Genomic DNA, 23887 nt, shown 5'->3' with positions numbered 1-23887 from the left:
TCAGGGCCCGGGCGCTTCTTCGATCTGCCGGGATGGATCGGCCAGTCCCATTTCGTGCAGTACGCGGATGGCCTGCGCGCGGTTGCGCACCCCCAGCCGCCCCATGATGCGTGTCATGTGTGCCTTGACCGTACGCAGCTGCACACCGAGCCGGTCGGCGATCTGCTTGTTGAGCAGCCCTTCGGCCACCAGGCCCAGTACCTTGTACTGGTGCGCGGAAAGGCTGGCCAGGCGCACGGCCAGGTCGGCGTCCCTGCTGAACGGCGCCACGCGCGCCACTGGCTCCCGCAGCAGGGCCGGAATCCAGCGTTCGCCCTCCAGTACCGACTGCAGCGCTGCCTGCAGCTCGTGCAGGCCCGAACTCTTGGGCAGGTAACCGGCCGCACCGAGGTCGATGGCACGCCGGATCACCTGCGGTTCCTCATTGGCCGAGACGATGATGATCGCCAACCCCGGCTGCAACGCACGAATGGTCGCCAGGCCTGCAAGCCCGTGGTTGCCCGGCATGTGCAGGTCCAGCAGCATCAGGTCGATCGACTGCCCCTCAAGCGCATCGAGCACGCTGTCCAGCGAATCGGCTTCGCAGATCTGCAGGTCGGCGACCGCCTCTTCGGCCGCGCGATGCAGCGCCGCGCGGAACAAGGGATGGTCGTCGGCGATGAGCAGGGTCGGCATGTCCAGGCGAGATTAGCAAATCGCCCGCGGCTGGGCACAGGTACCTAGGTACGCTGGTACGGGCGGGAGGGATGGCTAGTGTGGCCAGGAGAAGACCGGCCACCGACATGCTGCCACGAGGAACCCTCATGCCATCCGCCCCCGCTACCGATGCCGCTGCCTATCCGCTGTTGATCAAGCAACTGCTGCTGACACCCCTGGCGGTGTCCCCCGGGCAGGAGATCGTCTACGGCGATACGGTCCGCTACGACTACCGCACCCTGCATGCCCGCATCGGCCAGCTGGCGGGGCTGCTGACCTCGCTGGGCGTGAAGCATGGCGATACGGTGGCGGTCATGGACTGGGACAGCAACCGCTACCTGGAAGCCTACTTCGCGGTACCAATGATCGGTGCGGTGCTGATGATGGTGAACGTGCGCCTGGCACCGGAGCAGATTGCCTACACACTGAATCACAGCGGTGCACGGGTGCTGCTGGTCAATCGCGAGTTCCTGCCGCTGTTGGATGGAATCGACGGACAGCTACCCGATCTACGCACGCGCATCCTGATGGAAGATACCCATGGTCCGCTGCCAGCCGGTTTCGTCGCCGAGTACGAAGCCGGGCTGCGCGACGCTGCAGCGGCCAGTGAATACCCTGATTTCGACGAGAACACCCGCGCGACAGTGTTCTACACCACCGGCACCACCGGCTTGCCCAAGGGCGTCTCCTTCAGTCATCGGCAACTGGTCCTGCATTCACTGGCGGGGATGGCTGCCCTCGGCAGTGCGCCCAGCCAGGGACGGCTGCACCGCGACGACGTCTACATGCCGATCACCCCGATGTTCCATGTGCACGCGTGGGGCCTGCCCTACGTGGCCACGCTGATGGGCATCAAGCAGGTCTACCCGGGCCGCTATCTCCCCGCCAACCTGCTGGCACTGATCGCCCGCGAGAAGGTGACCTTCTCGCACTGCGTGCCGACCATCCTGCACATGCTGCTGGAGCACCCGGACGCTGCGCAGGCCGATCTGCAGGGCTGGAAGGTGATCATCGGCGGCGCCGCCCTGCCCCGTGCGCTCGCGCAGCGTGCATTGGCACGGGGCATCGACATCTTCGGCGGCTATGGCATGTCCGAGACCTGCCCGTTGCTCACCATCGCCCAGATCGACGTGGATACCGTGACCGATGCCGATGAGGTGCTGTCACTGCGGACCAAGGCCGGGCTGCCGGTGCCGCTGGTGGATCTGCGCATCGTCGACCCGGACATGGGTGATGTCGTCCACGATGGCGTCGCCACCGGCGAAGTGGTGGCGCGTGCACCTTGGCTGACCCAGGGCTACCTGCACGATCCCGAGGCTTCGGCAACGCTGTGGGCGGGCGGTTACCTGCACACCGGAGACATCGGCAACATCGACGTAGGTGGCTACCTGCGTGTCACCGATCGCAGCAAGGATGTGATCAAGACCGGCGGCGAGTGGATCTCCTCGCTTGCGCTGGAAGACATCATCGCGCTGCACCCGGCAGTCAGCGAGGTCGCGGTGATCGGTATCGCCGATACGAAATGGGGTGAGCGGCCATTGCCGCTGGTGGTCAGGAAGCCGGGAAAACATGTGGCCGAAGCGGAGATCATCGAACTGGTCGCAGCACGCAGCCGCGCCGGGGATATCTCACGCTATGCGATTCCGGAGCGGGTCAATTTCGTGGATGCGATCGAGCGCACCAGCGTGGGTAAGATCAACAAGAAGAAGCTGCGTGGGTTGCATGACCCAGCGACTGACTCGGGCCGTGGGTGATCTCCGCCTGATCGCCGAGGTCAATGTTCGCACGGCAAGGTATGAAGTGGCGCCCCGGGACCATGATCTCCCGGGGCACCACTCTCCTGCAGCAGACTCAGCGCTGTTCTGCCAGCACAGGTCGCCCTCAGTCGATGCAGGGTCCCTTTGCAGCGATCGCCGTGTCGGATCCCTTCGCACCGATGCTGGCGGGGCCCTGGCATGCATCAAAGCTGTACTTGATCAGCTTCCACGCCCCGCTCGACCACCGGTATGTCCACGACTCGGAAGCGCCGCTCGGCAAGGTATTGGAGATCGAGATGACCTCGCCCTCCACGCCACGCGCAGGCAATGGAACAGGCGGGCCCGCCGCACCGGCCAGCTTGAGACTGCCAGCAGACTGATAGCTGTGCGAGATGGCCAGTTCACCCGTCTGCAACGCCGGCGCGTAGGCGGGCGAATTCCGTTTGATCCAATCGACGATGTAGCCGGCCTCCAGCGAATCCGACGCGTACGTGGCCTTCGCAACCACAGTGGCGGTCGCGGTGCCCGCGATCGGTCCTGCATTGACGCTTCCCCGGGGGACTCCACTCAGTGCCAGCACCAATGGCAGCGCCGCGCCCAACAGCGAGAACTTCATACCCTGCTCCTTGTGTGTATGCAGCTTTCTCAACGGGCCGTGTATGACCCGGGGGCAGTGTAGGCATTGCGGACACGCTGGGCATCGCCGCAGTCATGCCCATTTCTCATATCCATCAGGCGTCGAGCGCGATCTGCCCTGCTGAAGGTCGCAGCGCCGATTGTGTTGAACGCGGCACTCAGATCCGCGTCGTGGCCATGAACCGTTCGCGGTCCTGCTGCGTGCGGCGACGGATCTCCTCCAGCGCCTGGCTTTCGGTCGCCTGCAGCATGGCTTCGAACAGGCGCTGGAAGTGATGGCGCATGGCATTGCGTGCGGCCACCGGATCACGTGCGCGCAATGCTTCGAAGATGGCCATGTGCTCGTCGGCGCGGCTGGCGCCATCATCATGGCAGACCCGGGCATAGACCTCGGTCACCCGCGGCAGTTCGCTGCGCATGCGCCAGATCTGCTGCACGAAGAATTCCACCACCGGATTGCCGGAAAGCCGTGCGATGGCCAGGTGGAAACGGCGGTCGTACTCGCCGGCTTCCGCGTCGCTCAGGTCGCGACGGCACAGCGCTTCGGCCAGCGCCTGCAGCTCGGCAATGCCGGCATCATCCAGATTGCTTGCCGCCAGAGCGGCGGCCTCGGCCTCGAATACCGCGCGCGCAGCGGTAAGGTCGAACGCACTGACATCCGGCAGTCCACCCGGAACCTGCGTCGGGCGCGGCTTCACATGCACGCCCGAGCCAATGCGGATCGCGATCCAGCCCTGGGCCTCCAGGGCAATTTCAGCCTCGCGGATGGTCACCCGGCTGACACCGAACCGCTCGGCCAGCTCACGCTCACCTGGCAAGCGCGAGCCCGGCGGGAATTCGCCGTCCTCGATCAGCTTGCGGAGCTTGGCAGCGATGGTCTGGTAAAGGCGGTTGGCGGACATGCGGCTGACCCTTGGCGATTCCTTCCGGGTCCCTGCCCTGCCACCGCGGCCGGCAAGGGTCCGGTTGGAGCGACGGCGCGACCAGTGGCCGCGCCGCCCTGTTCAGAACTTGTATCGTACACCGAAATACGCACGCCGCCCGTAGGTCACCACTTCGCGGAAGTTGCCATAAAGCGGCTGGTAGGCCACGCGCGGCTCGTTGGTCAGGTTCATCAGCTCCAGCGACAGCGACAACTGCTTGTTCACCCGGTAGCGCAGGCGCAGGTCCACGCTGGTGTTGTCATCGTAGTAGCGGTTCTGCTGCGCGGTGTTGCCGGTGAAGTCCTGGTAGTAGTGCGAGCGGAACTTGCCGATGGCCTGGATGTTGAAGCGCCCGACGTCCCAGTAGATCGAGCCGGACAGCACGTGCCGTGAGAAGCCGCTGAGACCCGCCGGCGGCACGATGGCCGGAATGATCGTGCCGTCACTGGCCAGCTGCTCGCCCAGTCGCGAGTCCTGGGTCTGGTAGTCGGCATCGGCGTAGTTGTAGCTGACCTTGAAGCCCAGCCCGTCGAACGGCTTGAGCAGGTACGACAGTCGATGGGTGGCGGTCAGCTCGAAGCCGGTCAGCGTGCTGTCCTCGTCGGTGGTCACCTGCTGCCGCACCGGCACGGTCACGCTCCGGCCGTCGATGGTGTAGGTTTCAGGCACCAGCGCGATGGCGGTGCCGCCGTTGAACTGCTTCCAGTACACCGCGCCGGCCAGCATCGTGTCCGGGTTCGGGTACCACTCCAGGGAAAGGTCGCCGTTCCAGGACATCAGCGGCTGTGCCGCCGGGTTGCCACTGGCGCTGATGTCATCCAGCGCGTCGGCCAGATTGCCGTAGGTGGCATCACTGCTCACGTTGATGGTGCGCCCGGCACCCAGCGCGGCGATGTCCGGCCGTGACATCGCGCGATATGCACCCACCCGCAGCAACACGTCCGGGCGCAGTTCAAAAGCCGCGTTGAGGCTGGGCAGCAGCTTGTCGTTGCCCGCCTTGAACACCTGCGTGCTGTACTCGCCGGTGGGTTGCAGGCGGATCGTCCCGTCACCGTTGTCCTCGATACGCAGGCCGGTACGCACGCCTTCGGAGCGAACATCGGTCTTGACCCAGCGCAGGCCAAGGTTGCCGGTCACCGGCAAGCCGAACAGGCTGCTGCTGAACTCACCCATCAGATAGAGCGCGCGTGTCTTCTCGGTGATGTCGACATTGTTCGGATCCTGGAAACCCGGATCCAGGCCGCTGTCGAGGCTGCCGCGGAACGACCGGTACAGGCAGTCCGGATCGAAGTACGCCCACGAGGAGATCGTGTTGCCGCTGGCGGCATCCATGAAGTCATCCTGGGGGAACGGTGCGCGGCAGGCCTGGTTGGCGGCGATGATCTTCGCCTTGTCGGCCGCCACGCGCTGGTCGTAGTCGGTGACCAGGGTGTTGTCGCGCAGGCGGTAGTCGGCCTGGCTGGCGCGCACGCTGCCCTTGATGCGGCTGAAGAAACCGGACTCGGGCATGAAACTGGCATCGAAGCGGCCGGCCTTGATCCTGTGGTCGTTCTCCGTTGCGCTTGAGGTCACCCGCGCCGCCCCGGTGTAGGCGTCCCAGTTGGTGGGGTCGAAGTTCGGCGCCAGCGCAACACTGGGCACTTCGCCGTGCCAGTCCCAGTCATAGTCCACGTAGCCGGTGGCACCACTGCTGATGCCGGGCACGGCGGCATTGTTGACGTCGCGCTGGTTCGCGCGCAGGCGGGTCATGCGCTCGCTATCGAGGCGATTGGTGTGCGAGTACGAAAGATCGGTGGACAGCTCCCAGGCCGGGGTCGGTCGCAGGATCAGGTTCAGGCCACCCCCGGTGTATTCCTCGCCACGCCAGTAGCGGTTGGAGGTGGAGTCGATCGAGGTGCTGCCATGCAGGTGGCGCACGATGCCCTCTGCGTCCACGTCGCGCTGGGTGATGCCGCGACGTGCGTTGGACAGGCTCAGATCGCTGCGGTTCTCGTACCAGTTGCGCTCGGTGTGTTCGAAGTCGAGATTCACTTCAACCACGTCATTGGGCCGCCACTGCAGTGCGGCGAACTCGCTCTGGCGGTCGTTGCGCTCCTGCTTGAGCCGGTAGATGCGGCTGCTTGGCACCAGGTAGTACGGCGCGCCGTTGGCGATGGCCTGCGCGGACACTTCATTGCAGTTGGCATTGCCCACGTTCTGCGTGCCATCGCAGGCATACCAGGTGGAACCGCTGGTGATGCTCTCTTCCGGATCAGTACCGTCCAGGCGCTGGAAACCCAGCGAAATGCCCAGCTTCTGTCCGTTGCCGAATTCGAACTGGTCGATGTAGCTGGCGGTGCCGCGGTAGCCGATGCCGTCGTCGTCGCGGTACTTCTTGTCATACTCGGCCCAGCTGCCACGCAGATCGATCTGCGCCGCCCGCTTGCCGTACTCCAGTGGGCGCACCGTTTCCAGGCCGATGGTGCCGGCCACGCCGCCTTCGATGATGTCGGCGCGCTGGGTCTTGTAGATGGCGACCGTATTGATCAGCTCGGCGGGGAACATGTTGAAGTTCACCGAGCGGTCGCCGCTGCCGTTGGTGATCTCGCGACCGTTGAAGTTGGTGCTGCTGAGGAAGGCGCCCAGGCCACGGATGGAAATTTCCGAGGCCCCGGTCTTGTCGCGGGTCGAAGCGGCGCCGGTCAGGGTTTCGATCGCGTCGGCCAGCGAGGGCGCCGGCAGATCGCCGATGTCATCGGCCGAGAGCACGTCAGCAATGACCGTGTCGTCGCGCTTCTTGTTGATCGAACTCTGCATCGACTCGCGGATGCCGGTGACCTGCACCTGGTCCAGCGTGGTGGGATCCTGCCCTGCCGCGTCCCTGCTGGATTGCGCCTGGGCCGTGGGCAGGCCCGCCAGCACGGCGAGCAGCGCCACGATCAGGGGTGTGGGGGACAACGAGATGCTGTGCACTGCTCCGGCGGGTCGCCGCATGGTTTCCTCCTCCCAAAGGATCGCCTGCATGCCAGGCGTGGGACGCAGCTTCGGCACGTCGACATGACAATGTCAACCAATTGGTATGTCACTGCGCAAATGCCTTTTATCCATACCAGTTGATCGCAATTTAATGTGCTTCTGCAGCATGACTTTGCGCGAAAGCTGGCTTACAACAGGCCCGAAAGTGGTATGCAGACCCACCCTGAAACGACGGCCGGGCCGTCCCTGGAAGGATTTCATGCGCATTCACTCGCTGGCGCGTCACCCGCACAACAATTCATCACTATTTTGCCTGGCCACTGGTCTGGCCATGTGCCTGACCACTTCAGCAGCAAGTGCAGCCAGCTGGCTCGTCCACGATGTCGCTGAGTTCGCTACCGCCGTCTCGGCGCTGCAGCCCGGCGATGAGATCGTGTTGGCTGACGGCATCTGGACCGACGCCCGGTTGCTGCTGAAGGCCCAGGGCACGGCAGCCGCGCCGATCGTGCTGCGCGCGCAGACCGCCGGCAAGGTCGTCCTCAGCGGGCGCTCGGACCTGCGCCTGGCGGGGAACTACCTGCAGGTGTCCAACCTGGTGTTCCGCAACGGCTATACGCCGGGTGATGCAGTGGTCGCGTTCCGCGAGTCGAGCAAGGCCGTCGCCAGCAACAGTCGCGTCACCGGCCTGGTGATCGATGACTACACCAACCCGGATGCCAGCGACCAGGACTACTGGGTATCGCTGTATGGCAGCAACAACCGGTTGGATCACAGCCAGTTGCGCGGCAAGACCAACGCCGGACCGACCGTGGTGGTGGTGCGCGATGCCACCCAGGGCCTGGACAACCAGCACCGCATCGACCACAACTGGTTCGGCCCACGCCCAGCGCTGGGCGTCAACGGCGGTGAAACGATCCGCGTCGGCACCAGTGACACCTCACTGAGCAATTCCAACAGCACGGTGGAGAACAACTGGTTCGAAGGCTGCGACGGCGAGACCGAAATCGTCTCCAACAAGTCTGGCGGCAATACCTACCGCAGCAACGTGTTCTATCGTTCGGCCGGCGCGCTGACCCTGCGCCACGGCAATGGCAACCGGGTGATCGACAATGTCTTCCTCGGCGACGACAAGGCCGGCACCGGCGGCGTACGCATCATCAACGCCGACCAGACCGTCAGCAACAACTACTTTGAACGGCTGGCCGGGTCCAGCAACCGTTCGGCACTGGCGGTGATGGATGCGCAGGCCAGTCCGCCGCTGTCCGGCTATGCGCCGGTGGTGAATGCCACGATCAGCCGCAACACCTTCGTGGACGTGGCGAAAATCAGTTTCGGTGTCGGCCATGATGAAACCAAGGGCATCGTGGTTGCCGCCAACAACAGCCGCTTCACTGGCAACCTGATCGTCAACCGCACTAGCAGCAACCCGCCCAATACCGCCAGTTCGCTGGCCGGCATCGGCTTCAGCGGCAACGTGCAGTCGCCGGCAGCCAGCACCGTGTTCCCGGGAGGCGTAGAGAGCCGAGCCGTCAGCCTGCAGCAGGCTGCCAGCGGATTGTGGGTGGCCACGCCTGCCCTGCCCGCCGTGGGTGCCGATCCTGCCCTGGCGATGACCGCGCGCGAGGCGATCGGCGTCGACTGGTATCCCAAGGTGGGCGAAGTTGCCCTGTCACGCACCCGCAATGGAGTTGATCGATGAGGTTGCAGCCGCTGTTCGTTTCCCTGGCCTTGGCCGCCCCCTTCGCCCTGCTGCCGAGCGCATCGCTGTTCGCAGCCCCCGCTGCTGCCGTGCGACAGGCCGAGGCCGCGCCGGTGCTGGTCACCGCTGCGCAGTGGCAGCAGATGGCCAGCGAAGGGCGCCGCTACCCGTGGTTCGCCAAGGAGCAGGCGCGCACCGAGGCGACGCTGAAGAAGATGATGAAGGCCGGTATCGACGTGCCGGTACCCAAGGACAAGGGCGGCGGCCGCACCCATGAACAGCACAAGCGCAACTACCAGGCGCTGCTGGCGGCGGGCACGCTGTACCGGCTGACCGGCGACAGGGCCTACGTGGACTATGCGCGCGACATGCTGCTGCAGTATGCCCAGCTCTACCCGGCGCTGGGCCCGCACCCGGAAGGCCGTGGGCAGATCCCCGGGCGCGTGTTCTGGCAGGTGCTCAACGATTCGGTATGGCTGGTCAACGCCATCCAGGGCTACGACGCGATCCGTGACGCACTGTCCATCGGGGACCGCGACACCATCGAATCGAAGGTGTTCCGGCCGATGGCCGAGTTCCTCGTCAGCGAGCCGAAGAACTACGACCAGATCCACAACCACGCCACCTGGGCGGTGGCCGCCACCGGCATGACCGGCTACGTGCTGCGCGACCAGGAACTCGTGGAGAAGTCCCTGCGGGGCAGCCAGAAAGATGACCGGTTCGGCTTCCTGCGGCAGATCGACCTGCTGTTCTCGCCCGATGGTTACTACGAGGAAGGCCCCTACTACCAGCGCTACGCACTGGCGCCGTTCCTGCTTTTCGCCAATGCCATCGAACGCAACGAACCGCAGCGGAAGATATTCGCGCGCCGCGACGGCGTGCTGTTGAAGGCCGTGGATGTGCTGGTGCAGTCCAGCTACAACGGCCTGTTCTTCCCGATCAACGACGCCATCCTGGACAAGGGCATCGACACCGAAGAACTGGTGACCGGCATCGGCATCGCCTATGCGCGCACCGGCGATGACCGCCTGCTGTCGGTGGCCCAGCAGCAGAAACGCCTGCTGTTGTCACCCGACGGCCTGCAGGTGGCGCAGGCACTGGCCGCGAACAAGGCCAGGCCCTTCGACTACCGGCCGATGTTGCTGCGCGATGGCCCCGACGGCGAACGCGGCGCCCTAGCGATCCTGCGCATGAACGGCGAACGCGGCCAGGCACTGGTGCAGAAGGACACGATGCAGGGCATGGGCCATGGCCACTTCGATAAGCTCAACTGGCTGTTCTACGACAACGGCAATCCGGTGGTGACCGACTACGGTGCAGCACGCTTCCTCAACGTGGAAGCCAAGCGCGGTGGCATCTACCTGCCGGAGAACCGCAGCTGGGCCAAACAGACCGTGGCCCACAACACCCTGGTGGTGGACGAGCAGAGCCACTTCAAGGGTGACTGGAAGCGCGGCGAGGAGCACGCCCCGCAGGTGCGCTTCTTCCAGGCCGATGCCGATACCCAGATTGCCTCGGCAACGATGAGCGATGCCTATCCCGGCGTGGTATTCACCCGCACCCAGGCGCTGCTGCGCCACCCCGACCTGGGCCTGCCGGTGGTGCTGGACCTGCTGAAGGTGCACGGGGACAAGGCCGCGCGCTACGACCTGCCGCTGCACTTCAATGGCCACATCGTCACCACCGGCTTCGAGGCCGAACACTTCCCCGCCCAGCGCCCGGTGCTGGGCAAGGACAACGGCTACCAGCACCTGTGGCTGGATGCACGCAGCAAACCCGGCAGCGCGCCGCGTTCGCTGGCCTGGCTGCTGGATGGGCGCTTCTACACCTACCGCTTCGGCAGCAGTGCGCCTGCACAGGCGCTGCTGGTGGAAAGCGGCGCCAACGATCCGGAGTTCAACCTGCGCCGCGAGCCGGCCCTGCTGCAACGCGTGGAAGGCCAGAAGGACGTGACCTTCTTCAGCGTGCTGGAGCCGCATGGCGAGTACAACGGCACCGCCGAGTACGTGCACGGCGCCGACAGCCGCATCAAGGACATCGTGTGCACCCGCGGCAGCGATGCCGAGGTGATCGAACTGCGCCTTGCCAGTGGAGCGCGCATCGCGCTGGGCGTGTCCGATGACAGCAGCGCCAAGGGCGAGCACAGCGTGACCGTGGACGGCCATGCCTACCGCTGGAGCGGCAGCCACGCGCGCATGGACCGCAGCAAGGGTGACGCAAAATGAACGGCCCTGCGGTGGTGGCCCAGCTGCGCAAGGTGCCGGTGCGTTCAGCAGTGCGCTGGCTGATCGTGGGCCTGATTGCCGTGGCCACGGTCATCAACTACATCGACCGCAATGCACTGGCGGTGATGTGGCCGGAAATCGCCAAGGAAGTGGGGGCGACCAAGGATGACTACGCCCTGCTGGTGACGGTGTTCATGCTGTTCTACGCCGCCGGCCAGTTCCTGTTCGGGCGGTTGTTCGACATGATCGGCACGCGCCTGGGTTTCGCGTTGTCGATCAGCGTGTGGTCGATCTCCATCGCCCTGCATTCGGTCACCCATTCGATGCTGTCCTTCGGCCTGGTGCGGGCGATGCTCGGCATCAGCGAAGCAGGCGCGTGGCCGGGCGCGGTGAAGGCCAATGCCGAGTGGTTCCCGGCGCGCGAGCGCGCATTGGCGCAGGGCGTGTTCAACGCAGGTGCGTCGATCGGGGCGATCGTCTCCGCACCGGCCATCGCCGGCCTCTACTTGTGGCTGGGCTGGCGCGGCACCTTCGTGCTGGTCGGTGCAATCGGTTTCCTGTGGCTGCTGCCGTGGCTGTTTGTCTACCGCGCCGGCCCGGACAAGCATCCGTGGGTGAGCGATGCCGAGCGCCGGCTGATCCAGGAAGACCAGGCCGGGCAAAAGGCGGTGGTGGCGCCGAAGGCCAGCGTTCGTGAGCTGCTGGCCCACCGGCAGAGCTGGGGCATGCTCGCCTGCCGCTTCCTGCTGGACCCGATCTGGTGGCTGTTCGTGTCCTGGCTGCCGATCTACCTGGCTGAAACCTTCGGCTTCGACATCAAGCAGATCGGCCTGTTCGCCTGGGTGCCGTTTGTCGGCGCGATGCTGGGCAGCCTCAGCGGCGGCTGGCTCTCCGGGCGGATGATCCACGCCGGGCACAGCTTGGACCGCGCCCGCAAGCTGTCCATAACGCTGGGCTGCGTGGTCATGGCTCCTGCCCTGCTGGGTGCCGTGCTGGCCAACCAGCCGCTGCTGGCGGTGCTGGCAATCGCTGCGGTGCTGTTCGGCTTCCAGGTGGCCATCGGCAACATCCAGACCCTTCCCGGCGATCTGTTCGACGGCCGCTCGGTGGGCACGCTGGCGGGCCTGGGGGGCCTGGCCGCAGTAGCCGGCACCTTGATCACCACTTGGCTGGTGCCGGTGCTGACCCGCCACTCCTACGCCCCGATCTTCATCCTCGTTGCCGCGCTGGTGCCGCTGTCGCTTGCTGCGCTGTGGTGGTGGACCGGGCCTATCCACAAGCTCGACCGCCGCGGCGGTTGAGCCTGCATCTCTCTTCAATTCCCGCGCAAACCAAGGAGTTTTCCGCATGTCGTTCCAGGACAAGGTGGCCATTGTCACCGGCGGTGGCCGCGATATCGGTCGCGCCGTTTCGATCAAGCTGGCTGCCGCCGGCGCACGCGTCTGCATCAACTACGCCAATGATGAGGCCAGTGCCCAGGAAACGCTGGCACAGATCCATGCGGCCGGTGGCCAGGCCATCGTGCATCGCGCCGACGTCACCGACGCCACGGCCGTCGCCGGCCTGGTCGCTGCGGCACAGGCCGCGTTCGGCGAGCGCATCGACCTGTTGGTGAACGTGGCCGGTGGCATGGTGCAGCGCCGGCCGCTGGCCGACATCGACCCGGTGTTCTTCCACACCGTGATGGACCTGAACCTGACCTCGACCTACCTCACCACCCACGCAGTGGTGCCGCACATGCGCGAAGGCGCGGCCATCGTCAACTTCGCCTCGCAGGCAGGCCGTGATGGCGGCGGCCCGGGCGCATCGATCTACGCCACCGCCAAGGCGGCGGTGATGACCTTCACCCGCGCCATGGCCAAGGAGCTGGGGCCGAAGGGCATCCGCGTGAACGCGCTGTGCTGCGGCATGATCGCCACCCGCTTCCACGACGAATTCACCAAGCCGGAAGTACGCACGGCCGTTGCCGGCGCCACCCCGTTGCGCCGCCAGGGGGCGCCGGACGAAGCTGCCGACGCTGCGGTGTTCCTGGCCTCGGATGCGGCCGCGTTCATCACCGGCGCGAATCTGGACGTCAACGGCGGCACTTACTTCTCCTGACACCTGACCGGACTCCTGCCCATGCAGCGCTGGACACTTCTGTTTTCATTGATGCTCTGCTCCGCCATGACGGCGCCCGCTGCGTGGGCCGCACCCGTGTGGGTCACTGCCTGGACGGCCGCGCCCGCGCCCGACCGCAAGGACGGAACGTCCGATGCGCCGGTACAGTTCGCCGCACAGACCGTGCGCCAGGACATGCGCATTGGCAGCCGTGGCGATGCGCTGCGGCTGCGCATCAGCAACGAACTCGGCACGGCGCCCCTGCGCGTCGAGGACCTGCGCGTGGGAATGAAGAACAGCAAGGCCGCGCCACTGCCGGTAACGGTGGACGGCCGCGCGGTCATCGAGGTGCCGGTCGGGGCCGCGCTTCTGAGCGACCCGGTGCGGATGCCGGTGGCGGCGCTGCAGGAAATCAGCGTGAGTGCCTATTTCCCGCAGCCCACCCGTCCCGCCGTGCGCCGCACCGAGCTGCGGGTAGCGGACGGCAGGCAGGCAACCGTTGCCGACAGCGTGCGGCTGAGCTACCAGCAGAACGTGTTCTCGGCAGTGATGGTGCAGCGTGATGATCGTCCCCAGGTAATCGTGGCGCTGGGCGATTCCATCACCGAAGGCGCCACCGCACGTCGCGGCACCTTCAACCAGTGGCCGGAGCGGTTGGCGCAGCGCCTGCAGCAGGCCTGCCCCAACCGCTTCGTGGTGCTCAACCAGGGCATCAGCGGCAACAAATTGCTTGACCATGGCCGCAGCCACAGTGCGCTGTCACGATTGGATCGCGATGTGATCGCGGTGGCTGATGCCGATCAGGTGATCCTGTTCGAAGGCATCAATGACATCCGCCACGGTGGTGGCGCGCAGCCGCTGCCTGGACGCAATGCGGCGGACATGCTGCTGGGCTATCAGCAGGTTGCGGCGCGGCTGCATGCGCACGGCATCCGCGCCTGGCTGGGTACGTTGACCCCGTTCGGCGGTTCCGAGCGCTACGAGCCCGTGTCCGCAGCCACCCGCACCGCGATCAACCAGTGGGCACGCGGCGGCAACAGCGGCTTCGACGGCATCATCGATTTCGATGCCGCGCTGCGTGACCCGAAGGGCGCCGAGTCGTTGCCCAACGAGATCACCCGCGACCATCTGCATCCCAACGACGAAGGCTACCGGCGCATGGCCGATGCCATCGATATGCGCATGCTGGGCTGCACCACCTCCGAGTGAGAGAGAACCGATGAGCCGCGTCGTTTGTTTCGGTGAGTTGCTGCTGCGCCTGGGCGCCCCCGGTCGTGAACTGCTGCTGCAGACGCCGCAGCTGCAGGTTCATGTGGGAGGCGCCGAGGCCAATGTGGCGGTCTCGCTGGCCTGCCTGGGCCACGATGTGCAGATGGTCAGCACGGTACCCGCTAGCGCGCTGGGCCGGCACGCCGTGGCCGAGCTGCGGCGGCATGGCGTGCGCGTGGCCGGCGTGCGTGAAGTGGAGGGTCACCGCATGGGCCTGTACTTCCTGGCGACCGGTGCGGTGCAGCGCGCCAGTGAAGTGGTGTATGACCGCGCCGGTTCTGCATTCGCAAACAGCAGCGCCGAAGATCATGCGTGGCCCGCCCTGCTTTCCGGCGCGCACCTGCTGCATGTTTCGGGCGTCAGCCCGGCGCTGGGCGCCAACGTGGCCGAGTCGGTGCTGGGTGCCGTGCGTGCGGCTCGCGCGGCCGGTGTGCAGGTGTCGTTCGACGGTAATTACCGTCCCTCATTGTGGCAACGCTGGGATGGCGATGCAGCGCCGATCCTGCGCGAGCTGTTCGCCGAGACCGACATTCTCTTTGCCGATCATCGGGACATCGAACTGGTGCTGGGGCTGCGCTTCCCGCAGGACGATGCGGTCGCTCGAACCGAGGCCGCTGCGGCCGCTGCCTTTTCTGCGTTCCCGCACCTGCGGTGGCTGGCCTGCACCCAGCGCGAGGTGATCAGCGCCGACCATCACGTGCTCGGTGCGCTGCTGCTGGGACGCGATGAAACCCGCGCGCAGGCCGCTCCGAGGCCGCTGCCCGGCATCGTTGATCGCATCGGCGGTGGCGATGCCTTTGCCGCCGGCGTCCTGCACGGATTGCTGTCCGGTCTAGACGCAGAAAGCACCGTCCGCTTCGGACTGGCCGCGGGCGCGTTGAAGCACGCCATTCCCGGCGACTTCAGCCCTGCCCGCGAAGCTGAAGTCCGGGCACTGATGGAGAGCCATCCGTTCGACGTTCGTCGCTGATCCCCCCCCCAGGAGAATCCCGCTAGAATCCAACGGGCGCTGGAATCGCGCAGGGATCGCCCATGGATTACACCGGATACACGCGCAAGTTTCCCAACAACCGCCCGCTGAATGCGTTTGATCGCGAGCACCGCCTGCTGCAGAAGAAGCGGTTGGATGTCGTGCCGTTGGCGCATCTGTGCGTGGTGAAGATGAATTCGAACTGCCTGGTTTCGGTGGATCGCTGGTTCGCCGCGCGTGGCTTTGCAGCCCTGCTGGGCGCGATCGGCATTGCCTTCGGGCTGGGCGGCGTGCTGATGCTGCTCTGGTTGCTGATCGTGAACAGGCTACCCAACGAAAATGGCCTGTGGGAGGCGATATTCATCGGCATGGCGATGCTGGCCGCCTTCACTGCAGCGAGCATCTGGGTGGCCTGCCTCGAGTTGTTCCGCTGGACCTACTATCCGATCGCGCTCGATCGCAAGCACCGGCAGATACACGTGTTCGGGCTGGATGGCACCACCCTCAGCGTGCCCTGGGACCAGGTCTATTTCACGCTTGGCCGCGGAACCGGAACCTTCGGATGGTACAACTGGGATGTACGCGGACTGATCCTGGACGCGGATGGCGTCACAGTACGGGAGACGTTCGCGTTCTGCATCGCGACCTCTCGCATCGAGAACGCACATGCCCACTGGGAGTTCCTGCGGCGCTACATGGAAGAAGGACCGGCAGCCGTCGTGGACGCGGTGCGCTACTGCATGCCGCTGGACGGCAAGCGCGAGAGCTTCGCGTCCGGCAAGGAGCGCATCTTCGCCGAAGACGCGCAGCTCCCGGGTTTCATGTGGCTCACGATGCTGCCACTCAACTACCTGCACACGATCATGCGCTGGGTGGTGATGCAGACCAGCAGGATTCCGCGGTTTCCACCAGACATCGAGGCGCGCCTGACACCGGACGCCGGTGATCCCTGTGTCCGCGACGCTTCGAAGAATCCACCGGACCTGCGCTGACCCAGCGTTGCGTCCGGCAACAGCACGTGGGAATTCCGTGTCATGGGCAGGCGCGTCCTCACAGCGCCAGCAGCCACGCTTCCAGTGCGCGTGTGTCCCGCATGTCGCCGTCAAAGCGACGATCCGGAGCATGCGGTTCATTGGAACCGCGCACCCGGCCTCGGAAAACCTTCATCGGTACGGAAATCCTGGCCAGTCCGCTCGGCAGCCGCTCCGGCCTGACATCCATGTAGAGGCTGTCGGCCGAAGTCTCGACGCCGACCTGCATCGCGCCCAGCCGTTTCCACAGATCGAGTGCATCGAGGCAGGCCGAGCCGCAGGACGCATCGGCCACGACCACCACCCTGCCCTTGCGCAGCGGTGCTGCCGGGCCTGCGGTTGATGCTGTATCTGCCCTGGTATCGGATGGCTCGCGCCACACTGCCTCACCCCGGCCGCGTGCCTGTGCCATGCCCGTCGTCACCGATTCCAGCATGCGACGCAGCTCTGGCGATGCGTCGGACGCCCGCACCAGCTTCTGCAGGAAGCTGCGCAACTGGGCAATGTTGGCCTCGGAGGTCCGCCACTCCACCCAGCTGGGATCGGACAGCCCGTCCACGGCGGCACGGCCCCAGATCAATCGCGCCAGTTCGATGCTCCATTGCGAAGCACCGCCACTGTTGCCACGTACATCCAGCACGACCGACGGTGCCCGCTGCAGCGCTTCGGCTTTTGGAGCAAGCTGCTCGAGCAGCGCGGTCAGTTCCTTGAAGTTCTGCTCCGTAGGGTCGGCATTGAAGCTGCTGGTGGTGATCCAGTAGCCGCCGTCGGGCATGATGTGCCAGCCATTGGCCGGGCGGAAGCTGCGACGGGTATCGGCCAGGCGTTCCTTCCGGGCTGCCGGATCGATTGGCGTCCAACGTAGCGAATGGGCCTGCTCTCGACCATTCACACGGAAAATGCAGCTGCGTAACCTTGGCACGAACGGATTGCCCTGCTCCAGCAGCACTTCGCCGCCACCCTGGATGCGGCTGGCCTGCAGGTTCCAGCGCCCACTGAAGTCACCCACCCGGCGCGCAGCCAGCGTCTGCGCATCGATGCCGTCACAGGACAGCAATCGAGCCCCCAGCGGCGGGTGGCCCGGACCACCGCCCACGGTCATGACCACCTGCGCATCGCCGTCGAAACCGGTCAGGAACCCGGGCCACTGCGCTGGAAGCACGGGCGCGCCGGGAAGTGCGTTGAGGCTGACATGCCCATCGTTGAAGGACGCCGCATAGCCCTTCATCGCCCACCAGTAACCCTGGTAGCTGGAGACCCGATCCGTGCGCGAGCGCGCAAGGGCCAATGCTTCATCCAGCTGCGCGCCGAAACCAGGATTCCGCAGATCCACGGCGCCCGGATGGCTGCCGCGCATGGCCGCGTCGGCTGCATCCAGATCCTTCTGCAGCACGTCAGGCCAATCGATGGGCGGGACTACCGTTGCGGAGGTACCGAGCAGTACCGCGACCAGCATCGTCGTTGCAGACATCCGCGACTCCCGTGAAACGTATCCGGCCTGCTGTCCACGCCAGGAAATGGGCGCCAACCAATTGAACATACAAATAAATCCAGTCAGTCGGTCGCACAAAGTTAAGCCATCGTGAAGTAGCCTTGCGACGCTCCCGCCCGATGCGCGTAGGCGCTCAGATCCGTGGGAGCGACCGTTGCCTCAAGGAATCCAGATGAAAGTCACCCTCGCCGCCTCTGCTCTCGCCTGCACTCTTCTGCTTTCCGGGTGCACCACCAGCGGGTGGTTGCATGCTGCCAGTGGCGTGATGGACGCCAAGGACGCATACGAAAAACAGGAAAGACTGGATCGCATCAATCGCGCGAACGCGGCGGCCGCCCGGGCGCGCAGCAACTGACCCCATCAGGAAACAGCCGCCGCTCGACTTGGCATCGGGCGACGGCCCTGGCTTCTGGCCTCAATGCAACGGCACCTTCAGCACCGAAGGCGCGTTGGCTGGTGAACTGAAGGTCACCGTGCCGCCCAACTGGCTGATGCCGGAATAGCGCAGATCCACCGTATCAACCACCAGGGTCAGGCGGCTGCCAGCCGGAATGTTCCAGCTGCTCGCTTCCAGGCGCAGGTCCAGCGTCTTCGGCTGGCCCGGCGTGGCGCCGCGCAGCGTGTACGGCTTGTGGCTGATCAGCTGGCCGTTGCCCAGCACATCCTCGGCGTACAGATAGGCATACAGCGTGGTGTCGGCGCGGCTGGGCGTGACGGTCAGGCGCACCTCCGGCGCGCCGTCCAGGCGTCGCGCACTCCACTGGACCGGCCCCTGCCAGACGCCGGCCGCGTTGCGGCCCACGAACGGAACATAGGCGCCTGGCGGCAGATTGATCATCTGCAGCGCGCCGGAGGCCATCGCCACGCCCGAATTGGCAGCGGTCAGCAGGCCACTACCGATACGGTAGTTCCAGCCGGTACTGCTTCCGCTCTCTCCCAGGCCGCCGGTGGGCAGCAGCAGCCCTTTAGGTGCGGTCAGCGCATAGCTGATGGCGCCGGCATTGGTCGCCTGCCAGTTCGGATACGTGCTCCAGCTGCCCTTCTGCGACTTCAGCTGCACCGCAGGCTGCCGGTCGATGCCATTGGCTTCACCCTTGAGGTAGTGGTCGAACCAGTCGCCAACCGCGTCGTAGACCTCGTTGGGAATGCCCAGTGCGCCAAAGGCTTCGTTGAGCGCGTGGTCGCCATGGCGCAGCTGCAGCTGCTTGGGGCCCTTCAGGCGGTTGAAGAAGTCCACCAGCTGGCCCGGCGGGAACAGGCTGTCGTTGAAGGCGTTGGCCAGGAACACCGCCGGCTGGTTGGCGTTGATCTCATCGATGCTGGCCCCGGGGCTGCGCTGCGCCGCCACAGGCAACAGTGAGTCCACAGCACCCTGGTAGTTGCCCACCAGCACATTGCGGTTGATGGTGGCCAGTTCCGTTCCCGGACGGCCAGTGGCCAGGCCGGCGGCCACCAGCAGCGCGATGCCCTGTGCGCTGGGGGTATCGTTGCTGTACAGCGAGGCCTGCAGGTCGGCCCAGCCACTCAGTGCCGCCACCGCCTTGATGCGCGGGTCGCGCGCCGCGGCCAGCAGGCTGGTGCCGGCGCCGTACGAGATGCCCGAGACGCCAACACGGGTGGGATCGGCCCGGGTGTTGTCCAGCGCCCAGTCAATCAGCGCACTGACATCCTCGACCGTGGCCGGCCCGGCGATGTCGATGCTGCCGCCGGACTCCCAGAAGCCACGCGAACTGTAGCTGATGACTACATAGCCGCGCCGGGCCAGTGACTGCGCCACGCCCACGTACTCCACGCTGGGCACGGCCCAGCTGCTGGGCATCACCAGCAGCGGATGCCGTCCGCTGCCCGCGTCCTGCGGTTCGATGACGAAGGCCCCGAGAGGCGTTCCATCCCAGCTGGGAATGGTGCGATGGGTGGTCTTGACCGTGGCCGCCCAAGCGGTGGGCGCCAGCCCGGTCAGCAGGATCAACAGCAGCACTACCTTGCGCATCGTGGTCTCTCCCCGTCGGTGGTGGTGCAACGGGTCGGACCGTACCAGTGCGAATGGTGGGTGGCACCTTGCGACGCAGCATGACGCTTTCGAACCCGGCGCCCGGTTGGATCGATGCACGATCACATTCAGGCGCGGTGGATCACCCACGCCACCAGGCCTGCAAGTGGCATCAATGCAAGTGTGCCAACGACGCCCAGGCATCCGGACGCCCCGCGGTGCGGCGCGGAAGTCTGTGGATGCGATCGCAGCCAGGCGGCATGACAGGCGCTGCAGTAGAAGCGCTGCTTGCCGGCGCGCCAGGCGCCACGGGTACGTTCGTCATGGAGGGCGGCGTTGCCGCAGCGCCCACACTTGAAACTGCGATGTGGCGGGCGTCTCTGTCGACGCAGCGCGGCCACGATTGCAATCCCGATCAGGGCGGCAGCAGCGACCCCTGCAAGCAGTTCACTGTTGATCATTCGCCTTGCCCGATCCCATGGCTCCCGGTCCTGCTGCGCAGGATATCGAGTCGTACACCGCCTGCGCTACAACGCCCTAGCACCCGCGTATGTCACCCACGTGCCGTGTGATCTGACACCTCTCCAGTGCTTGCGCGCGGTCACAGCTTCGTCTTTTCGTCGTTGACCGAAAGACGACAGCTTGTGACGCTTACGACACCGCAGGGCCTCCACAGCCCAACAACGCGGCCACGTCCCACCGCAATCCGCTGCACCCACTCCGCACCGTCTCCCCATGACCTCGCCCTGCCAGGCCGTGGCGGACGGCTGCGCCCTGAACTTCTGCTGGAGAACCGCAATGCGCCTTGCAAGCTTCTTCTTCGCGCTCGTCCTCAGTGCCTTCGCCGGCGCTGCCCAGGCCCAGGTCGTCACCCTCAACAAGGGCGGCTTCGTGCTTACCTACGATTGCAGCATCCACAGCGCCACCCGCTACGAATACACCCTGACCGCAGACACTGGTTCGGCCGCGCGGCCGTCCAGCTTCTACAAGGACCCGGACCTGCCGGCCGGCTGCCTCGGGCAGACCAGCACCGCCTCCTACGCCAGCATCAAGTCCGGCTATGACCGGGGCCATCTGGTGACGTCCAACCACATGGACTACAACGCGACGTACATCCGCCGCGCCAACTACATGACCAACATCGTCCCGCAGGTGTCCAGCTTCAACCAGGGCATCTGGGTGAAGGCCGAGAACGTGGCCGAGTGCTATCGCGACATCGCGCCGGTGGATGTCTACGGTGGCGTGGTCTACGGCGACGCCGCCAACGACTATTTCCTTTCCAGCCACGGCATCCCGACGCCGGAGTTCTTCTGGAAGACGATCATCACCCGCGATCCGAACACCGGCACGGCCAAGGCGATCAGCTGGATCATCCCCAATGAAGCGAACCTGGGCAGCCTGGACAGCTACCTGGTGACCATCGCCGATCTGGAGGAGCTGCTGGGTGCCAGCTACGTGGCGATCAACGCACCTGCCTCGCTGAAGAACATGCTGCCGGCCACCACCTGGCCCCAGCCGGCGGGGTGTGACCTGGGCTGACCGGCCTGCCGGGAATGGGTGGCACCCGGTCCGGGTGCCACGCAAGGATGGCTGTGGGAAAATGGCGGGCAATTGCACCACCGCATTGCCCTCTGGAGCTGTAGATGTCCCATTTCCCCTTCGATGCCGTGCTGTTCGACTGCGACGGCGTACTGGTCGATTCCGAGCCACTGGTCGCCCGCGTCCTCTCCGAGATGCTGACCGAACGTGGCTGGCCATTGACTCCAGCGCAGGCGGGGGAAGTCTTCCTTGGCCAATCCGTTGCCCACCTGGCCGGACTGATCGAAGAACGCACCGGCAAGCCGTTCACCGAGGAATGGCTGGAGGAATTCCGCCAGCAGCGCAACATCGCCCTGGAGCGTGACCTGCAGGCGATCCAGGGCGCGCCGGAAGCGGTGCGTGCGATCGCAGTTGCGACCGAAGGGCGGATTGCCTGCGCTTCCGGCGCCGATCTGCACAAGGTGCAGCTGCAGCTGGGCAAGGTCGGCATCCTCGATGCCTTCGGCGACCACGTCTACAGCGGCCAGGACATGCCCAACACCAAGCCGCACCCGGACGTCTACCTGGCGGCCGCTGCCGCGCTGGGCGTGGATCCGAAGCGCTGCGCGGTCATCGAAGACACCGTGACCGGTGCGACCGCCGGTGTGGCGGCAGGCGCCACCGTGTTCGGCTTCAGCGAGGGCGGCCCGCACCACAGCACGCCCGAGGCGCTGCGCGCAGCCGGTGCCCAGGTGATCTTCCAGCGCATGGAAGACCTTCCCGCGCTGCTGGCGGCCTACGCCGCCGACGCTGCCGCCTGACCCAGCGTCAACCCGCAGTGCCCTGCCCGGCGCTGCGGCACCTGCCGTTGTAGTGCAGCACGAACAGGTACAACCCGGTGAACAGCTGCAGGAACAAGGGCGGCAACGGCGAATAGGTGATCCACGCCGCCGGTTCGCCCTGGCCCAGCCCACGTACGGCGAAGTTGGCGATCACCGCCAGGGTGAACACGATCGAGGTCCAACGATGCACGGGCCGTGCCCAGCCACCGCGGCTCATTGCCGGCGCCTCGCTTCGGAACGGGCTTCGATCATCTTCCAGCCATTGCCCGATGGGTCGCGGAATCCGGCGTCGACGGCGCCATAGCGCTCGATCGGCTGCTGGGTGAATTCAACGCCCTGTGCCAGCCATTGCGTGTAGCGTGCCTGGCAGTCATCGACCGCCAGCACCAGGGGCGGCATTGCGCCCTTGGCTACCAGCTGCTGCAGCGAAAGCGCGGTGGCCGCATCGTGGGTGGGCGGGCCCGGCACGAACAGGCCCAGCTGGAAACCGTCCTGGCCCGGGCTGCGTACCGTCAGCCAGCGGTAGCTGCCATTGCGCACGTCGGTATGCACTTCGAAACCGAGCTTGCCGACGTAGAACGCCAGCGCCTCATCCTGGTCGCGCACATACAGGCCGACCGTGTTCACAGTGTTCGTCATGGGACCTCCCTCAGGTAGGGTCCACGTTAGCAACCGCCTCGCGGCGGCGCTTCTCCAAAACTGCGATCTTCAGGTCCGGGCGCTGCGCGGCGCGTGCATGGCATTCCGGCACGCTGGCCGACGCCGCCTGACCCGCACGCTCACGCTCACGCACATTGCCCGGGCTGTCACCGGTGATGTCACGGAAGATGCGGCCGAAGGTACCCAGGCTGCTCCACCCTGTCTGCGCGGCAATTTCGGTGACCGGCAACTCGGTGTCACGCAACATCGCCACGGCCCGTTCGATGCGCCGGCTGAGGAGATAGCGGTGCGGTGGCAGCCCGAAGGCCTGCTTGAACGAGCGGGCGAAGTGCGCCGGCGACACCGCACTGACCTCGGCCAGGCGCGCGACGGGCCATTCCTCATGGCTGGCCCGATCCATCCGGTCCTTGGCACGCAGCAGGCGCCGCAGCAGTTCAGGGCTCTGGTTCATGGCATTACCGCCCGGGCCAGGTAATGGCGGGCTGCGTGCCGCGCCTCGGCGGCCTGCTCGACCAGCCAGTCACGGAATGCAATGACCTTGGCACTGCCACCTCGCGCCGTGGGTGCCACGAACCAGAAGCCGCGACCGTCGCTGGCCACGCCCGGATGCGCCTGCACCAGCCGCCCGCTGTCCAGCTCGGCCTGGAACAGGATCGGCGAACCAAGGGCGATGCCTTGCCCGGCGATCGCGGCGCCGACATCCAGATGCTCGACGGCAAAGGGCGCGACGAAACTCTCCGGTGCCGGCGGTGGATGGTGCCCGTGCGCGGCAAACCACAGGGCCCACCAGTCCGGCCGCCCGAGCAGGGGAATCTCCAGCGCGCTGCTGCCCAGCCCACGCGCCTCGTGCAGCAGCGCCGGCGCACACAACGGTGTGAACACGCTGGGAAACAAGGGAGTTGCCTGAAGACCCGGCCATTCGCCCTGGCCATTGCGGATGGCGGCGTCGAAGTGGCCGGCGGCCAGATCCTGCGGCGCTGCCGACAGGTCCAGTTCCAGCACGAATTGCCGGTGGCGGGCGCGGAACGTGCCCAGCCGCGGCGTCAGCCAACTGGTGCCCAGCGTCGGCAGCACGGACAGGCGCAGTCGCGCCGCATCCCTGTCAGCGGCGCGCATGAAGCTGG

The 23887-nt window shown here is 66.0% G+C and carries 21 protein-coding genes; 11 read left to right on the top strand and 10 right to left on the bottom strand.

All coding sequences use genetic code 11. The features are described 5' to 3' along the window. Positions 1-675 (bottom strand): response regulator transcription factor, encoded by a 675-nt coding sequence (locus tag QRO91_RS03845; RefSeq protein ID WP_197650058.1) that lies wholly within the window; start codon positions 673-675, stop codon positions 1-3. Positions 676-803: 128 nt separating this feature from the next. Between QRO91_RS03845 and QRO91_RS03840 the strand changes: the two genes are divergently transcribed. Next, on the top strand, positions 804-2450 hold the full coding sequence (locus tag QRO91_RS03840) for a fatty acid--CoA ligase (RefSeq protein ID WP_197650059.1): 1647 nt from the start codon (positions 804-806) through the stop codon (positions 2448-2450). A gap of 127 nt (positions 2451-2577) precedes the next feature. On the opposite strand, the gene QRO91_RS03835 is transcribed toward QRO91_RS03840, so the two are convergent. From QRO91_RS03835 to QRO91_RS03825, 3 genes are all read right to left on the bottom strand, one after another. Continuing rightward, complete coding sequence (locus QRO91_RS03835) at positions 2578-3069, bottom strand: hypothetical protein (protein WP_197650060.1); 492 nt, start codon at positions 3067-3069, stop codon at positions 2578-2580. Positions 3070-3247: 178 nt separating this feature from the next. Next, positions 3248-3991: a FadR/GntR family transcriptional regulator gene (locus QRO91_RS03830; RefSeq protein WP_197650061.1), complete on the bottom strand. Its 744-nt coding sequence runs from the start codon at positions 3989-3991 to the stop codon at positions 3248-3250. A 102-nt stretch (positions 3992-4093) separates the two neighbouring features. Continuing rightward, positions 4094-6985: a TonB-dependent receptor gene (locus QRO91_RS03825; RefSeq protein ID WP_197650062.1), complete on the bottom strand. Its 2892-nt coding sequence runs from the start codon at positions 6983-6985 to the stop codon at positions 4094-4096. A gap of 241 nt (positions 6986-7226) precedes the next feature. On the opposite strand from QRO91_RS03825, the gene QRO91_RS03820 reads away from it, so the two are divergent. From QRO91_RS03820 to QRO91_RS03790, 7 genes are all read left to right on the top strand, one after another. After that, a complete protein-coding gene (locus tag QRO91_RS03820; protein WP_285310266.1) occupies positions 7227-8666 on the top strand; it encodes a polysaccharide lyase 6 family protein in 1440 nt (479 codons plus the stop codon). Further along, positions 8663-10891, top strand: a complete 2229-nt coding sequence (locus QRO91_RS03815; protein ID WP_285310265.1) for an oligoalginate lyase — start codon at positions 8663-8665, stop codon at positions 10889-10891. The genes QRO91_RS03820 and QRO91_RS03815 overlap by 4 nt, the downstream gene beginning before the upstream one ends. Beyond that, complete coding sequence (locus QRO91_RS03810; protein WP_197650064.1) at positions 10888-12192, top strand: MFS transporter; 1305 nt, start codon at positions 10888-10890, stop codon at positions 12190-12192. Before QRO91_RS03815 ends, QRO91_RS03810 begins: the two co-directional genes overlap by 4 nt. Before the next feature lie 46 nt (positions 12193-12238). Further along, a complete protein-coding gene (locus QRO91_RS03805) occupies positions 12239-12991 on the top strand; it encodes an SDR family NAD(P)-dependent oxidoreductase (RefSeq protein WP_049430416.1) in 753 nt (250 codons plus the stop codon). 21 nt (positions 12992-13012) lie between these two features. Continuing rightward, positions 13013-14200: a GDSL-type esterase/lipase family protein gene (locus QRO91_RS03800; RefSeq protein WP_197650065.1), complete on the top strand. Its 1188-nt coding sequence runs from the start codon at positions 13013-13015 to the stop codon at positions 14198-14200. A 10-nt stretch (positions 14201-14210) separates the two neighbouring features. After that, complete coding sequence (locus QRO91_RS03795; protein ID WP_197650066.1) at positions 14211-15230, top strand: sugar kinase; 1020 nt, start codon at positions 14211-14213, stop codon at positions 15228-15230. Between the two features lie 62 nt (positions 15231-15292). Next, positions 15293-16222 (top strand): DUF6708 domain-containing protein, encoded by a 930-nt coding sequence (locus QRO91_RS03790; RefSeq protein ID WP_197650067.1) that lies wholly within the window; start codon positions 15293-15295, stop codon positions 16220-16222. Between the two features lie 58 nt (positions 16223-16280). Here the strand turns inward: QRO91_RS03790 and QRO91_RS03785 are convergent, their stop codons facing one another. Beyond that, on the bottom strand, positions 16281-17732 hold the full coding sequence (locus QRO91_RS03785) for a S41 family peptidase (RefSeq protein WP_100443843.1): 1452 nt from the start codon (positions 17730-17732) through the stop codon (positions 16281-16283). 193 nt (positions 17733-17925) lie between these two features. Between QRO91_RS03785 and QRO91_RS03780 the strand changes: the two genes are divergently transcribed. Beyond that, a complete protein-coding gene (locus QRO91_RS03780) occupies positions 17926-18108 on the top strand; it encodes a hypothetical protein (RefSeq protein ID WP_049430425.1) in 183 nt (60 codons plus the stop codon). Positions 18109-18168: 60 nt separating this feature from the next. On the opposite strand, the gene QRO91_RS03775 is transcribed toward QRO91_RS03780, so the two are convergent. Then, positions 18169-19743, bottom strand: coding sequence for an alpha/beta fold hydrolase (locus QRO91_RS03775; protein WP_197650068.1), 1575 nt, complete (start codon positions 19741-19743; stop codon positions 18169-18171). Between the two features lie 798 nt (positions 19744-20541). On the opposite strand from QRO91_RS03775, the gene QRO91_RS03770 reads away from it, so the two are divergent. Next, positions 20542-21282 (top strand): DNA/RNA non-specific endonuclease, encoded by a 741-nt coding sequence (locus QRO91_RS03770; protein ID WP_049430429.1) that lies wholly within the window; start codon positions 20542-20544, stop codon positions 21280-21282. A 104-nt stretch (positions 21283-21386) separates the two neighbouring features. Further along, the gene (locus tag QRO91_RS03765) at positions 21387-22082 is read left to right on the top strand and encodes an HAD family phosphatase (protein ID WP_049430430.1); all 696 of its coding nucleotides are present in this window, start codon (positions 21387-21389) and stop codon (positions 22080-22082) included. Between the two features lie 7 nt (positions 22083-22089). Here the strand turns inward: QRO91_RS03765 and QRO91_RS03760 are convergent, their stop codons facing one another. The 4 genes from QRO91_RS03760 to QRO91_RS03745 all read right to left on the bottom strand — a co-directional run. Further along, the gene (locus QRO91_RS03760; RefSeq protein WP_049430431.1) at positions 22090-22320 is read right to left on the bottom strand and encodes a hypothetical protein; all 231 of its coding nucleotides are present in this window, start codon (positions 22318-22320) and stop codon (positions 22090-22092) included. Beyond that, positions 22317-22742 carry a VOC family protein gene (locus QRO91_RS03755; RefSeq protein ID WP_049430432.1) on the bottom strand — a complete coding sequence of 142 codons (426 nt, stop codon included), beginning with the start codon at positions 22740-22742 and terminating at the stop codon, positions 22317-22319. Before QRO91_RS03755 ends, QRO91_RS03760 begins: the two co-directional genes overlap by 4 nt. 10 nt (positions 22743-22752) lie before the next feature. Further along, positions 22753-23214: a helix-turn-helix domain-containing protein gene (locus QRO91_RS03750; RefSeq protein WP_005409769.1), complete on the bottom strand. Its 462-nt coding sequence runs from the start codon at positions 23212-23214 to the stop codon at positions 22753-22755. Beyond that, a partial coding sequence (locus QRO91_RS03745) for a LysR substrate-binding domain-containing protein (RefSeq protein ID WP_285310264.1) occupies positions 23211-23887 on the bottom strand: 677 nt, incomplete at its 5' end. The genes QRO91_RS03745 and QRO91_RS03750, both read right to left, overlap by 4 nt.

It is taken from the genome of Stenotrophomonas maltophilia group sp. Smal32 (genome assembly GCF_030237085.1).
In the GTDB taxonomy this organism is placed as follows: domain Bacteria; phylum Pseudomonadota; class Gammaproteobacteria; order Xanthomonadales; family Xanthomonadaceae; genus Stenotrophomonas; species Stenotrophomonas maltophilia_Q.
This window is presented reverse-complemented; position numbering and strand designations above follow the sequence as displayed.